The following is a 14,247-nucleotide window of genomic DNA, read 5'->3' as shown; positions in this document are numbered from 1 at the left end:
CGGTGATAAAAAGTACCCGTGAATCTCTTGGAGAGGAGCGGGTACTTTTGTATAATTGAACAAAAAATTATGGTGAAATGTCAGTAAAATCTTTTCCTTTTCACAATTCACAATCATTGGGTTATAATGATAGAATATAATTTATTCTATTAAATAAAGATAAAGTCAATTTTCAATAAAAGGTGATTCGATGGCAAATGAGCAGGTACTAACAGCTGAACAGGTACTCGAGAAAGCAAGTCAATATTTAGCGGATGAAGATATTGAGCTAGTGGCACGTGCCTATGAATATGCACGTGATGCGCATAGCGAACAATATAGAAAATCGGGTGAACCGTATATTATTCATCCGATTCAAGTTGCAGGTATTTTAGTTGATTTACACATGGATCCAGCTACGGTATCAGCAGGTTTCTTACATGATGTAGTGGAAGATACAGAGATTACGTTAGAAGATATTGAACGGGAATTTAACAAAGAAATTGCTATGCTTGTTGATGGCGTTACAAAGCTTGGGAAGATCAAATATAAATCTCACGAACAACAACAAGCAGAAAACCATCGCAAAATGTTTATTGCAATGGCTCAAGATATTCGAGTTATTTTAATTAAACTAGCTGATCGTCTTCATAACATGCGTACATTGAAACATTTGCCTCAAGAGAAGCAGCGTCGCATAGCGAATGAAACGTTAGAAATCTTTGCACCTTTGGCACATAGACTCGGAATTAGTACTATTAAATGGGAGCTAGAGGATACGTCACTTCGCTATTTAAATCCACAACAATATTATCGTATTGTAAATTTAATGAAGCGTAAACGTGCAGAACGTGAAGAATATTTAGACGAAGTAATGACTGGTATTCGTGAGAAATTAAAAGAAGTTGCAATTCAACCTGAGATTTCTGGAAGACCGAAACATATTTACAGTATTTATCGTAAAATGGCACTGCAAAATAAGCAGTTCAATGAAATTTACGATTTATTAGCTGTACGTGTCGTTGTAAATAGTATTAAAGATTGTTATGCTGTGCTTGGAATTATTCATACGTGCTGGAAGCCGATGCCAGGTCGTTTTAAAGATTATATTGCAATGCCAAAAGCAAATCTATATCAATCTCTTCATACGACTGTAATTGGACCGAAAGGTGATCCACTTGAAGTGCAAATTCGTACGAAAGAAATGCACGAAATTGCAGAATTCGGGATCGCGGCACACTGGGCATACAAAGAAGGAAAAACAGCAGAAACAACAGGTACATTAGAGAAGAAACTCACATGGTTCCGTCAAATATTAGAATGGCAAAATGAAGCTTCTAATGCAGAAGAATTTATGGAGTCATTAAAAATTGATTTATTCTCTGACATGGTATTCGTCTTTACACCGAAAGGCGATGTAATGGAATTACCACTTGGATCTGTTCCGATTGATTTCGCGTATCGTGTCCATTCGGAAATTGGGAATAAAACAATTGGTGCAAAAGTAAACGGGAAAATGGTGACGCTGGATTATAAATTAAAAACAGGCGACATCATTGAAATTTTAACGTCGAAACATTCATATGGCCCAAGCCAGGATTGGGTAAAACTTGCTCAAACATCTCATGCGAAAAATAAAATTCGTCAATTCTTTAAGAAACAACGTAGAGACGAAAATATTGAAAAAGGCCGTGAACTTGTTGAAAAGGAAGTACGTGGTCTAGAGTATGAGATGAAAGAAGTATTGGCGCCGGATAACTTAAAACGCGTCGCTGAGAAATTTAACTTTGCAAATGAAGAAGATATGTTTGCAGCAGTTGGATATAGCGGAATTACAGCTTCGCAAATTGTTACGCGACTAACGGACAAGTTCCGCAAACAACGCGAAGAAGAAGAAATTGTTGAAGTTAAAGAAGTCCGTAAACCGATGAAAATTCGAAAATGGGATTCTGGTGTAAAGGTAAGCGGTGCTGATAATTTATTAATCCGTTTATCGAAATGCTGTAACCCAGTTCCGGGCGATGATATCGTTGGGTATATTACGAAAGGCCGAGGTGTATCAATTCACCGCCGTGATTGTGTAAATGTTCATACAGAAGAAGCTGTAGAACGATTATTAGAGGTAGAGTGGGAAGGTAGCCCTGAAAAAGAAATTGAGTATAACGTTGATATTGAAATTTCAGGTTACGATCGCCGCGGTTTATTAAATGAAGTACTGCAAGCTGTTACAGAGACGAAAACATACATTTCAGCTGTTTCTGGTAGAAGTGACCGTAATAAGATGGCAACAATTAATATGTCAATCTCGATTCGTAACTTACAACACTTGAAAAAAGTAGTAGAACGCATTAAACGCGTTCCAGAAATTTATGCAGTACGACGCATGATGCATTAATAGGGAGTGTAGAAAGATGAGAGTTGTTTTACAACGATCAAAGAAAGCGTCTGTCACAGTAGACGGTGAGATCGTAGGACAAATTCCGTTCGGTTTAACATTACTAGTTGGCATTACGCACGAAGATACAGAAAAAGATGCAACTTACATTGCGGAAAAAATTGCAAACTTACGTATTTTTGAAGATGAGAGCGGAAAGATGAATCATTCTGTACTTGATGTAGAAGGACAAGTTCTATCTATTTCGCAATTCACATTATACGGAGATTGCCGCAAGGGCAGACGTCCAAACTTTATGGATGCTGCGAAACCTGATTATGCAGAGCGTTTATACGATTTCTTTAATGAAGAAGTTCGTAAACAAGGATTACATGTGGAAACAGGGAAGTTTGGAGCAATGATGGACGTTTCTTTAATCAATGATGGTCCGGTGACCTTAATTGTAGAAAGTAAATAGTGTTCATAAAAAAGAGAGGGTTATATAATCCTCTCTTTTTTATACATTGTTGTATGTTTTGTTCATTTATTTGGAATCAATAGCAGTTTCGGTTATGTATAACTCTCTCATCAATATGGAACAATAAAAAGTAAAACATCCATATTGAATGTGAGGGATATACGTATGCGTATGAATGAAAAAGGGCATTCTGTTACAAATGGTGCAAATCAACTGTTTAACGTGAATTTTCATGATTTTATTTCAAAAGAGCAAAACAATACTTCAATGGAGCTTGCTTCGGAGTTTGGGATTTCTCTTCAAGATGTAAAGCGTTTAAAGAAGCAGATTGAACGTTCTTAGAGCACTTGACAATCCTACTTAACAAACGTATAGTAATTTTATATTTACATATGAATATAACCGTTGATAGAGAAGAGTAAATGAGACACACATGGAAAGAGAAGGAATGTCTTAGGCTGAAAACATTTCTGCATGATGACTGATTGAATGACACTCTAGAGGTTTCAACTTGAACGGCATATATGCTTAGTAGGGATGAACGCATATTTAAGCGTTATTAAAAAAGTGGAAGCATACGTGCTTCAATTAGGGTGGCACCACGGGTATAATACTCTCGTCCCTACTGTTTAAACAGTAGAGGCGGGAGTTTTTTTATTTTTATTAAGATTAAAACAATTTGAGGAGGAACTGAATATGTCTATTCAAATCCCACGCGGAACGCAAGATATTCTTCCAGGCACTGTTGAGTTATGGCAGTATATCGAAGGGCAAGCACGCGAAATTTGCCGTCGTTACAATTATAAAGAAATTCGTACACCAATTTTTGAACACACTGAGCTATTTTTACGCGGTGTTGGTGATACGACAGATATCGTACAAAAAGAAATGTACTCATTCCAAGATCGTGGAGAGCGTAGCTTAACATTACGTCCAGAAGGTACTGCACCTGTTGTACGTTCTTACGTTGAAAATAAAATGTTTGGTGATGCGACACAACCAACGAAATTATACTATATCGGTCAAATGTTCCGTTATGAAAGACCACAAGCAGGTCGCTATCGTCAATTCGTACAATTCGGTATCGAAGCAATCGGCAGTAATGACCCTGCAATTGATGCAGAAGTAATTGCACTTGCTGTTGAATTTTACCGCGGCATGGGCTTAAAAAATATTAAAGTTGTATTAAACAGTTTAGGTGACGCAGCGAGCCGTCAAGCACACCGTGATGCATTAATCGCACACTTTGAGCCACGTATCGGCGAATTCTGTTCTGACTGTCAATCTCGCTTAGAAAAGAACCCACTTCGAATTTTAGACTGTAAGAAAGACCGTAACCATGAATTAATGGGAACAGCACCATCTATTACAGAATACTTAAACGAAGATTCAGCAGTATACTATGACAAAGTTCAAGAACTATTAACGATGATGGATGTTCCATTTGAAAAAGATCCGAACTTAGTGCGTGGTTTAGACTACTATCAACACACTGTTTTTGAAATTATGAGTGAGGCAGAAGGTTTCGGTGCGATCACTACATTAAGCGGTGGTGGCCGTTATAACGGACTTGTACAAGAAATCGGTGGACCAGAAATGCCAGGTATCGGTTTTGCAATGAGTATTGAACGTTTAATTATGGCGCTAAAAGCTGAAAACATTGAATTACCACTTGAACATAGCATTGATTGTTACGTTGTAGCGCTTGGCGAAAAAGCGAAAGACCATGCTGCAAAAGTTGCGTTCGATCTTCGTAAAGCTGGATTGTCAGTTGAAAAAGATTATTTAGATCGCAAAATGAAAGCACAATTTAAATCAGCAGATCGTCTAAAGGCGAAATTTGTAGCTGTATTAGGAGAAGATGAGCTAGATAAAGGTATCATTAACTTAAAAGATATGGCAACAGGTGAACAAGAAGAAGTAGCGTTAGATGTATTTGCTTCATACGTAGCAGAGAAATTAATATAGGGGGAACTTACAGTGGCTGAAAGAACACATGCATGTGGAAAAGTAACAGTAGAAGCTGTTGGACAAACAGTTCAATTAAAAGGTTGGGTACAAAAACGCCGTGACTTAGGTGGATTAATCTTTATCGATTTACGTGACCGTACAGGTATCGTACAAGTTGTATTTAACCCAGAAACATCAAAAGAAGCGTTAGAAGTAGCAGAAACAATTCGTAGCGAATACGTATTACACGTAGAAGGTACAGTTGTTGAACGTGGTGAAGGCGCAATTAATGACAATATGGCAACTGGTCGTATTGAAGTACAAGCAACAAAAGTAAATGTACTAAATGCAGCGAAAACAACGCCAATTATCATTGCTGATGATACAGATGCATCAGAAGATGTGCGTTTAAAATATCGTTATTTAGACTTACGTCGTCCTGTAATGTTCAACACATTCAAAATGCGTCACGATGTAACAAAAACAATTCGTAACTTCTTAGATACAGAAGAGTTCTTAGAAGTAGAAACACCAATTTTAACGAAAAGCACGCCAGAAGGAGCTCGTGACTATTTAGTGCCAAGTCGTGTACATGATGGTGAATTCTATGCATTACCACAGTCACCACAGTTATTTAAACAGCTTCTTATGGTCGGCGGATTTGAGCGTTACTATCAAGTAGCACGTTGTTTCCGTGATGAAGATTTACGTGCGGATCGTCAACCAGAATTCACGCAAATCGATATCGAAGCTTCATTCTTAACACAAGATGAAATTTTAGATATGATGGAGCGTATGATGACGAAAGTTATGAAGGATGCAAAAGGTGTAGAAGTGAGTGCACCATTCCCTCGTATGAAATATGCTGATGCAATGGCTCGCTACGGTTCTGATAAGCCAGATACACGCTTTGAAATGGAACTAACAGACTTATCTGAGTTTGCAGCAGATTGTGGCTTTAAAGTGTTTACAAGTGCTGTAGAAAGCGGCGGACAAGTAAAAGCAATTAATGCAAAAGGTGCTGCAAGTAAATATTCTCGTAAAGACATCGATGCATTAACTGAATTCGTGAAAGTATACGGTGCAAAAGGTCTAGCTTGGCTTAAAGTTGAAGAAGACGGCCTAAAAGGACCGATTGCGAAATTCTTCGGTGAAGAAGATGCAAATGTGTTAATGAGCACATTAGAAGCTACTGCTGGCGACTTATTACTATTCGTAGCAGATAAGAAGAGCGTTGTTGCAGATAGCTTAGGCGCACTTCGTTTACGTCTAGGTAAAGAGCTTGAGTTAATTGATGAAAGTAAATTTAACTTCCTATGGGTAACTGATTGGCCACTACTTGAGTACGATGAAGATGCAGATCGTTACTTCGCAGCTCACCACCCATTCACAATGCCATTCCGTGAAGACGTTGAGTTACTAGAAACAGCACCAGAAAAAGCACGTGCACAAGCATATGACCTTGTATTAAACGGTTATGAGCTTGGTGGTGGATCACTTCGTATTTACGAGCGTGACGTACAAGAAAAAATGTTCAAAGCACTTGGATTCTCACAAGAAGAAGCGCAAGAGCAATTCGGATTCTTATTAGAAGCATTCGAATACGGTACACCACCACACGGCGGAATCGCATTAGGTTTAGATCGTCTTGTTATGTTACTTGCAGGCCGTACGAACCTTCGTGATACAATTGCATTCCCGAAAACAGCAAGCGCAAGCTGCTTATTAACAGAAGCTCCAAGCCCAGTTGCAGAAGCGCAGCTTGAAGAACTGAACTTAAAATTAAGCTTGAAAGAAGAGAAGTAAGAATAGGGTCTAGATGGTTATACTATAACCGTCTAGACTTTTTTTGAGAGGTTGTTTAAAAAGTCCGGTTTAGATAACTGTCGCATCTCATCGTTGCTTCGCCAGTCCGGTGCTCGAGTAGTGTTTCTACACTGCGCTCCTCCTGGCTTCAGCGCCTCGATCTGCTCGGTTCTCTAAATCCTCCTTTTTAAACGTGTATTGAAAGGAAGTTTAAAAAGTCTGGTTCAGATAACTGTCGCATCTCATCGTTGCTTCGCCAGTCCGGTGCTCGAGTAGTGTTTCTACACTGCGCTCCTCCTGGCTTCAGCGCCTCGATCTGCTCGGTTCTCTAAATCCTCTTTTTTAAACGTGTATTTAGGAAGAAATAAAATTCTGGTCTATGTTTTCATTCTCGAAATATGTATTTTTAAGAATTCTATAACTTTTTCTATACAAATAGTCGGAAAAACGCTAGAATACATGGTAGACCATTTTTGTAATAGGAGTGTAGAGCTGAATGTTACATCAATTTTCACGTAATGAATTAGCCTTCGGTAAAGAAGGACTTGAAATATTAAAAAATAGTACAGTCGGTATTTTAGGAATTGGCGGTGTAGGTTCTTTTGCAGCTGAAGCGTTAGCACGTTCTGGCGTAGGACGTCTCGTATTAGTTGATAAAGACGTTGTAGATATTACAAACGTAAACCGTCAAATTCACGCTTTAGTATCTACTGTAGGACGTTCAAAAGTAGAATTAATGAAAGAGCGTATCGCGGACATTAACCCAGAGTGTGAAGTAATTGGACTAGAAATGTTTTATACAGATGAAACATATGAAGAGTTCTTTAAGTACGGTTTAGACTTTGTAGTGGATGCATCTGATACGATTACGTTCAAAATTCATTTAATTAAACAATGTTTACGTCGTAAAATTAAAATTATCTCAAGTATGGGTGCAGCGAATAAAATGGACCCAACTCGTTTCCGTATTGCGGACATCTCTAAAACACATACAGATCCAATTGCGAAAGTCATTCGTACGAAGCTTCGTAAAGAGGGTATTAAAAAAGGTGTAAAAGTTGTCTTCTCTGACGAAAACCCAATCGTAATTCGTGAAGAAGTACGTAAAGAAATTGTACCAGACGAGAATGCAAAAATTCGTAAGGCGAAATTACCGCCTTCATCAAATGCATTCGTACCATCTGTGGCAGGCTTAATTATGGCAAGTCACGTTGTACGTGAACGCATTAAAAACGTAGAAGTGAAACGTGTAGGGCAAGAATAAAAGAAAAGCATATATCCATTTTGGATATATGCTTTTTTATATGTATTAAAGAAATATGAATATTTGCATCACTACTAGTTCAAATGTAAGTAAGGTTAGTAAGCAATAATCATATTTATCTGATTTATAGGCGGATGTCTTTTTTAGACTGTTAATGGTGAAAAGAGCTAAAGTTAGGACGAGAAGGCCAAGAGTTATTTTGAAGATTATTAATGAAATAGCAACCATCTCCCTTTAAAGGTATATGTTTATAATGACATTTTAGTAAAAAATATCCAATCAGTTTTAGGAGTTTCCTTGTATGACAAGGAGGAATGTTATTGTCAATCTTTGTCGTTAAATCGATATCCTTTATTGAATCGTTGATATATTGTAAGTTGTGATAGATATATTTGAAAAATCGTTGATATATTGCAAGTTGTGATAGATATATTTGAAAAATCGTTGATATATTGCAAGTTGTGATAGATATATTCGAAAAACCGTTAATATAATTTCATTTACCGATATCTATATATGGCTCACCGAAAACAAACAGGGATGTCACTCAGTTAAAAAAGTGACATCCCTGTTTTTAATTCTCTGCAGAATAAATAATATCTAAATTCCCATTTTGATCAGTTTTGAAAATTGGGGCAATTTGCTCTTCTTGCTCTTCGACTGAAACAAGTTTTCGAGCACGATCCATAATTCGAACAAGCATCGCGTAATCTTCTTCGATTGCTTGTTGTTTTTTTGTGAGTACCGCTAATTTCGTTTCAAGTTCATGATTCGTTTTTTGCAGAGAAGTGAGCTGAGCTTGTAATACATCATTTTCCGTTTGCAACTTTGCGAGTGAAGGGTTATTATGCTCCAAGTTTTGCAAAAATGAGATGACATTTTGCATCGTAAGATCTTGTTTACTTGGCGTAATATCTTCTGAAAAATCGGCGTCAATTACGAGTTGTTTCGTTTTCGTGAACCGATCTTTTTCTATATTAGCTTCAGAACGTTTTAATTCTTTACGTTGTTTTTTTGCAAGCTGCACCGCATCCTCGTAATTCGGTCTTACTTCAGCATTCCATCTAAAGCCGCAAGCTGCTGAAGTCCGGTTCAACGTATCGCCAACTTCATCAAATGCTTTTATTTGTGTACTTCCGCTGCGAATATGTCGTAAAACAGTTTCTGCTAAAAGGAGATCATCTTCTTTTGTCCATGCATCTTGACGTGTTTTCATAAGCGAAGCCTCCATAATGGTGACGTTTTCGTTTATGTTACCCTTTATTTTTCGTTTTATTCGAAGTTTGTAATCTTTCATAAACAGTAGAAAGTGCTTGCTCAAATTTTCCTGTCGTTTTCGGTTTATAATATTGCTTGCTTTTTATTTTATCAGGTAAGTATTGTTGCCTTACCCAGCCGTTTGGATGGTCGTGCGGATATAAATATCCAATGCCTCTTCCAAGTGATTCTGCGCCTTTGTAATGACTATCTTTTAAATGGCTTGGAATGTCACCTGTTTGACCGTTGCGTAAATCGTGTAATGCAGCATCAAGTGCTTTATAAGCTGAATTTGATTTTGGTGATAAGCATAGCTCGATAACGGCATTTGCAAGTGGGATGCGTGCTTCTGGGAATCCAACTCGTTCAGCTGATTCAATTGCAGCTAGTGTACGTGGTCCAGCTTGTGGGCTAGCAAGTCCAATATCTTCATAAGCCATAATAAGAAGGCGTCTGCCAATGCTTTGTAAATCACCTGCTTCAATAAGGCGTGCTAAATAATGGAGTGCTGCATTTACATCACTTCCGCGCACTGATTTTTGAAATGCTGATAATACATCATAATGAGCATCGCCGCCTTTGTCGTGGACGAAGCTCTTCTTTTGTAAGCATTCTTCTGCAATCTCGAGTGTGATTTCAGCCGCTTGATCGTCTGTAGTAAAGCTAGATAATACAGCAAGCTCAAGTGCGTTATAAGCGGAACGCATATCACCACCAGAGGCGTTTGCAAAGTGATGTAGTGCTTCATCTGTTACCGTTACTGCATATTCTCCAAGCCCTTTTTCTTTATCTTCTAAAGCTCTTTTTAACCCAATTAAAATATCTTCTTCTGTTAGTGCGTGTAATTCGAAAATTTGACACCTGCTTCGAATAGCGGAGTTTATTGCATGGAATGGATTACTTGTCGTAGCACCAATTAAAGTAAGAAGTCCGCTTTCTAAGTGAGGTAATAGAAAGTCTTGCTTTGCTTTATCTAGACGGTGAACTTCATCTAAAATTAAAACGAGATGTCGATGCATCTTCGCTTCTTGTACGACAACTTCCATATCTTTTTTATTGTGAGTAACAGCGTTCAATAGACGAAACGGGGTACCGGTACTTCCTGCAATTGCACTGGCAATGGATGTTTTTCCTGTACCTGGAGGACCGTATAAAATCATAGATTGAAAATGATTGGCTTGGACCATTCGCCATAAAATCTTTCCTTCACCAACTAAATGTTGTTGCCCAATAATTTCTTGAATATTTGTAGGGCGCATTCGATGTGCGAGTGGTTGTTTCATTTGGACCGTCTCCCTTAATATATAATCTCGTTCTATCGTATCATTTTTTTCTACGGAATTTGAAATAGGATGCTGTTTTATGGGAAAAATGAAGATTAATATTTTCATTTTTCTTTCAATTGTAATAATTTCCGAGTTTTTCAATGTGATTTTATGTTATCATTTTGATACACAAGTTGAAATTTCTTATAATACTATATTATGCTATAATTTCATAGGATTTTAAATTGTGTTCTTTTTATAAATAAGATATAACCAATAGAAGTGAAAATTTGAAAAGAGGTGCAAAATAGATGAAGATTTCAACAAAAGGCCGCTATGGCTTAACAATTATGATTGATCTTGCAAAAAAGTTTGGTGAAGGTCCGATTTCATTAAAATCAATTGCGCAGGCGCATGACTTATCCGAGCATTACTTAGAGCAATTAATTTCACCACTTCGTAACGCTCGTCTTGTAAAGAGTACGCGCGGGGCATACGGCGGATATGTATTATCTGATCAACCGGCTAACATTACAGCTGGGGATGTAATCCGTGTATTAGAGGGACCGATTAGTGTTGTAGAAATGATAGAAGAAGAAGAGCCAGCACAGCGCCAGTTATGGATGCGTGTTCGTGATGCGGTGCAAGAAGTGTTAGATAGTACAACGTTAGAAGATTTAGTACGTTATGAGGAAGAAAATCACGGGGGCTATATGTTTTACATTTAATTCCTTGTGAAACGATTTGGAAAGAAGGAGATTTAATGGAACGCATTTACTTAGATCATGCTGCGACATCTCCGACTCACCCAGAAGTGGTCGAAAAGATGATTCCATATATGACAGAAATATTCGGGAACCCGTCTAGTATTCACTTTTATGGACGTCAAACTCGCCATGCAGTAGATGAGGCGAGACGAGTGTGTGCACGCAGCATTCATGCGAATCCGAATGAAATTATATTTACGAGCGGTGGTACAGAAGCTGATAATTTAGCGCTTATCGGTGTAGCACGTGCGAACCGTCATAAAGGTAACCACATAATAACGACGCAAATTGAACATCATGCGATTTTGCATACGTGCGAATTGTTAGAGCGTGAAGGGTTTGAAGTGACATATTTACCTGTCGATGAAACAGGGCTTATTCAAGTTTCTGACATACAAAAGGCATTAACAGAAGAGACGATTCTTGTATCTGTTATGTTTGGGAATAATGAAGTAGGGACAATGCAACCAATTGTGGAAATAGGAAAGTTGCTAAAAGATCATCAAGCTTATTTCCATACAGATGCGGTACAAGCTTACGGTTTAGTAGAAATTAATGTGAAAGAGTTTGGAATTGATTTATTATCAATTTCAGCTCATAAAATTAATGGGCCAAAAGGTGTAGGGTTCTTATACGCTGGTGCAAATGTGAAATTTGAACCGTTATTAATAGGCGGAGAGCAAGAAAGAAAACGCCGTGCTGGTACGGAAAATGTGCCTAGTGTTGCTGGGCTTCAGCATGCAATTCTTATAGCTGAAAAAACTCGTGAGCAAAAAAATGCCCAATATGAAGAGTTTAAAGATATAATGGTATCTGTCTTCAAAAATGAAGGCATTACTTTCGAGGTAAACGGAAACTTAGAACATCGCTTACCGCATGTACTTAATGTAAGTTTTACAGGAATGAACATTGAACCATTTCTTGTGAACTTAGACCTTGCTGGCATTGCAGTATCAAGCGGTTCTGCTTGTACAGCTGGTTCGATTGATCCATCACATGTATTAGTAGCGATGTTTGGAAAAGACTCCGATCAAATACGTTCATCCGTACGCTTTAGTTTTGGACTTGGAAATACGAAAGAGCAAATTGAAAAAGCGGCGTACGAAACAGTGAAAATCGTGAAGCGATTAACACAAAATTAGCATGGGAGGTGACATGATGAACAAACTACCTCACGAAACACGCGTTGTCATCGGAATGTCCGGTGGCGTCGATTCATCTGTAGCAGCACTTTTATTAAAAGAGCAAGGTTATGATGTAATCGGAATTTTTATGAAAAACTGGGATGATACAGATGAGAATGGTGTCTGCACAGCAACAGAAGATTACAATGATGTAATTGAAGTGTGTAACCAAATTGGTATTCCGTATTATGCAGTAAACTTTGAAAAACAATACTGGGATAAAGTATTTACGTACTTCTTAGATGAGTATCGAGCTGGTCGTACACCAAACCCAGATGTAATGTGTAATAAAGAAATTAAATTTAAAGCATTTTTAGAGCATGCAATTGCGCTTGGTGCGGATTATGTGGCAACAGGCCATTATGCACGCGTTGCTTATATGGACGGCGAATATAAAATGCTTCGCGGCGTTGATGACAATAAAGATCAAACATATTTCTTAAATCAATTAAGCCAAGAGCAATTATCAAAAACAATGTTCCCGTTAGGTGAATTAAAGAAACCGCAAATTCGTGAAATGGCGAAAGAAGCTGGCTTAGCGACAGCGGCGAAAAAAGATAGTACAGGTATTTGCTTCATTGGTGAGCGTAACTTTAAAGATTTCTTAAGTAACTACTTACCGGCACAACCAGGTGTAATGCAAACATTATCTGGTGAAGTAAAAGGGAAGCATGACGGTTTAATGTATTATACAATTGGACAACGTCATGGCCTTGGAATTGGTGGTAATGGTGATCCATGGTTTGCTGTTGGGAAAAATCTAAAAGAAAACATTTTATATGTTGATCAAGGATTCCATAACGAACTTCTATATGGTGATGAAGTTATTGCTACGAATGTAGGATGGGTAAGTAACAAAGAAAAAGAAACAGAATTTAAGTGCGCGGCGAAATTCCGTTATCGTCAAGAAGACAATAAAGTAACGGTTCAAATCGTTGATGAAAATACAGTTCGTATTCTTTGTGATGAGCCAATTCGTGCAATTACACCAGGACAAGCAGTCGTTTTCTATGATGGAGATGAGTGCTTAGGCGGTGCTACAATTGATGAAGTATACCGTAGTGGTAAGAAATTGGATTATTTAGGATAAACGAGAAGCCTCTGCCGATTAGCGGTTAGAGGTTTCTTTTACATAAAGCGAATTTTCGTTCGCTTGGAAAATACATTCTTTGTTATAATTTGTTGTAGAGGTGAAGGAAATGTCAAACAAACTTGAAACAGGTATTCAATATATGCAAGAAGGAAACTGGGAAGAAGCAGCTAAAAATTTTACAGAAGCAATCGAAGAAAATCCGAAAGATGCGCTTGGATACATTAATTTTGCAAATTTATTAGACGTATTAGGTGATAGCGAGCGAGCGATTTTATTTTATAAACGCGCACTAGAGTTAGATGATAAATCTGCAGCTGCCTATTATGGTTTAGGAAATGTATATTATGGCCAAGAGCAATTTACTGAGGCGAAAGCTGTATTTGAACAAGCAATGCAAGCTGGATTACAATCAGCTGATGTAACATTTATGTTAGGTATCACACATGTACAGCTTGGAAATGATCGTCTTGCACTACCATTCTTACAAAGAGCAACAGAATTAGATGAAAACGATGTAGAAGCTGTATTCCAGTGCGGACTTTGCTTCGCGCGATTAGAACATGTTCAAGAGGCGAAACCTTATTTTGAAAAGGTATTAGAAATGGATGAAGAGCATGCAGATGCGTATTACAATTTAGGTGTTGCGTACGTATTTGAGGAAAATAATGAGAAGGCTCTCGCTTTATTTAAGAAAGCAACTGAAATTCAGCCAGATCACTTTTTAGCGGGTAATGGCGTTCGTTTATTAGAGCAAGAAGCTGAATAAGATAAAAATATAGTTTAATGGGTAGTTATCCCTCATCTAAAAAGGTGGGGGATGTACTGCTCAT

The 14,247-nt window shown here is 37.9% G+C and carries 12 protein-coding genes and 1 other annotated feature; of the genes, 10 read left to right on the top strand and 2 right to left on the bottom strand.

The window, feature by feature from the left end:
- Nucleotides 1-190 precede the first annotated feature (190 nt).
- The 6 genes from relA (at nucleotide 191) to ACTL4X_RS22285 (ending at nucleotide 7,851) form a co-directional block, all read left to right on the top strand.
- Entirely contained in the window at nucleotides 191-2,374 is a 2,184-nt protein-coding gene (gene relA, locus ACTL4X_RS22310; RefSeq protein ID WP_001262795.1) for a GTP diphosphokinase, read from the top strand.
- Nucleotides 2,375-2,390: 16 nt separating this feature from the next.
- Nucleotides 2,391-2,831 carry a D-tyrosyl-tRNA(Tyr) deacylase gene (locus ACTL4X_RS22305; RefSeq protein ID WP_001266965.1) on the top strand — a complete coding sequence of 147 codons (441 nt, stop codon included), beginning with the start codon at nucleotides 2,391-2,393 and terminating at the stop codon, nucleotides 2,829-2,831.
- A 165-nt stretch (nucleotides 2,832-2,996) separates the two neighbouring features.
- Nucleotides 2,997-3,173 (top strand): hypothetical protein, encoded by a 177-nt coding sequence (locus tag ACTL4X_RS22300; protein WP_001242605.1) that lies wholly within the window; start codon nucleotides 2,997-2,999, stop codon nucleotides 3,171-3,173.
- A gap of 54 nt (nucleotides 3,174-3,227) precedes the next feature.
- Nucleotides 3,228-3,458, top strand: a binding site (T-box leader).
- 69 nt (nucleotides 3,459-3,527) lie between these two features.
- Nucleotides 3,528-4,799 carry a histidine--tRNA ligase gene (gene hisS, locus ACTL4X_RS22295; RefSeq protein ID WP_000027084.1) on the top strand — a complete coding sequence of 424 codons (1,272 nt, stop codon included), beginning with the start codon at nucleotides 3,528-3,530 and terminating at the stop codon, nucleotides 4,797-4,799.
- Nucleotides 4,800-4,811: 12 nt separating this feature from the next.
- The gene (gene aspS, locus ACTL4X_RS22290; RefSeq protein WP_000840891.1) at nucleotides 4,812-6,587 is read left to right on the top strand and encodes an aspartate--tRNA ligase; all 1,776 of its coding nucleotides are present in this window, start codon (nucleotides 4,812-4,814) and stop codon (nucleotides 6,585-6,587) included.
- A 496-nt stretch (nucleotides 6,588-7,083) separates the two neighbouring features.
- On the top strand, nucleotides 7,084-7,851 hold the full coding sequence (locus ACTL4X_RS22285; RefSeq protein WP_000903179.1) for a tRNA threonylcarbamoyladenosine dehydratase: 768 nt from the start codon (nucleotides 7,084-7,086) through the stop codon (nucleotides 7,849-7,851).
- A 574-nt stretch (nucleotides 7,852-8,425) separates the two neighbouring features.
- On the opposite strand, the gene ACTL4X_RS22280 is transcribed toward ACTL4X_RS22285, so the two are convergent.
- Complete coding sequence (locus tag ACTL4X_RS22280) at nucleotides 8,426-9,067, bottom strand: RsfA family transcriptional regulator (RefSeq protein WP_086401437.1); 642 nt, start codon at nucleotides 9,065-9,067, stop codon at nucleotides 8,426-8,428.
- Nucleotides 9,068-9,104: 37 nt separating this feature from the next.
- A complete protein-coding gene (locus tag ACTL4X_RS22275; RefSeq protein ID WP_000812943.1) occupies nucleotides 9,105-10,391 on the bottom strand; it encodes a replication-associated recombination protein A in 1,287 nt (428 codons plus the stop codon).
- 293 nt (nucleotides 10,392-10,684) lie between these two features.
- On the opposite strand from ACTL4X_RS22275, the gene cymR reads away from it, so the two are divergent.
- From cymR to ACTL4X_RS22255, 4 genes are all read left to right on the top strand, one after another.
- Entirely contained in the window at nucleotides 10,685-11,101 is a 417-nt protein-coding gene (cymR, locus tag ACTL4X_RS22270) for a cysteine metabolism transcriptional regulator CymR (protein WP_000704116.1), read from the top strand.
- Nucleotides 11,102-11,136: 35 nt separating this feature from the next.
- Nucleotides 11,137-12,282: a cysteine desulfurase family protein gene (locus ACTL4X_RS22265; protein WP_086401436.1), complete on the top strand. Its 1,146-nt coding sequence runs from the start codon at nucleotides 11,137-11,139 to the stop codon at nucleotides 12,280-12,282.
- 16 nt (nucleotides 12,283-12,298) lie between these two features.
- Nucleotides 12,299-13,414 (top strand): tRNA 2-thiouridine(34) synthase MnmA, encoded by a 1,116-nt coding sequence (gene mnmA / locus ACTL4X_RS22260; RefSeq protein WP_441394951.1) that lies wholly within the window; start codon nucleotides 12,299-12,301, stop codon nucleotides 13,412-13,414.
- Between the two features lie 109 nt (nucleotides 13,415-13,523).
- Nucleotides 13,524-14,183, top strand: coding sequence for a tetratricopeptide repeat protein (locus ACTL4X_RS22255; RefSeq protein WP_000066409.1), 660 nt, complete (start codon nucleotides 13,524-13,526; stop codon nucleotides 14,181-14,183).
- Nucleotides 14,184-14,247 lie beyond the last annotated feature (64 nt).

The organism is Bacillus sp. RE35, from assembly GCF_052146655.1.
GTDB classification, from domain to species: domain Bacteria; phylum Bacillota; class Bacilli; order Bacillales; family Bacillaceae_G; genus Bacillus_A; species Bacillus_A cereus.
The sequence above is the reverse complement of the archived record's forward strand: the minus strand, read 5'-3'. Positions and strand labels throughout refer to the sequence as shown.

What these genes read in the sequence shown, in the direction of transcription:
- relA (WP_001262795.1), top strand. Translation starts at nt 191, where the DNA reads ATGGCAAATGAGCAGGTACTAACAGCTGAACAGGTACTCGAGAAAGCA.
- ACTL4X_RS22305 (WP_001266965.1), top strand. Translation starts at nt 2,391, where the DNA reads ATGAGAGTTGTTTTACAACGATCAAAGAAAGCGTCTGTCACAGTAGAC.
- ACTL4X_RS22300 (WP_001242605.1), top strand. Translation starts at nt 2,997, where the DNA reads ATGCGTATGAATGAAAAAGGGCATTCTGTTACAAATGGTGCAAATCAA.
- hisS (WP_000027084.1), top strand. Translation starts at nt 3,528, where the DNA reads ATGTCTATTCAAATCCCACGCGGAACGCAAGATATTCTTCCAGGCACT.
- ACTL4X_RS22285 (WP_000903179.1), top strand. Translation starts at nt 7,084, where the DNA reads ATGTTACATCAATTTTCACGTAATGAATTAGCCTTCGGTAAAGAAGGA.
- ACTL4X_RS22280 (WP_086401437.1), bottom strand. Translation starts at nt 9,067, where the DNA reads ATGAAAACACGTCAAGATGCATGGACAAAAGAAGATGATCTCCTTTTA.
- ACTL4X_RS22275 (WP_000812943.1), bottom strand. Translation starts at nt 10,391, where the DNA reads ATGAAACAACCACTCGCACATCGAATGCGCCCTACAAATATTCAAGAA.
- cymR (WP_000704116.1), top strand. Translation starts at nt 10,685, where the DNA reads ATGAAGATTTCAACAAAAGGCCGCTATGGCTTAACAATTATGATTGAT.
- ACTL4X_RS22265 (WP_086401436.1), top strand. Translation starts at nt 11,137, where the DNA reads ATGGAACGCATTTACTTAGATCATGCTGCGACATCTCCGACTCACCCA.
- mnmA (WP_441394951.1), top strand. Translation starts at nt 12,299, where the DNA reads ATGAACAAACTACCTCACGAAACACGCGTTGTCATCGGAATGTCCGGT.
- ACTL4X_RS22255 (WP_000066409.1), top strand. Translation starts at nt 13,524, where the DNA reads ATGTCAAACAAACTTGAAACAGGTATTCAATATATGCAAGAAGGAAAC.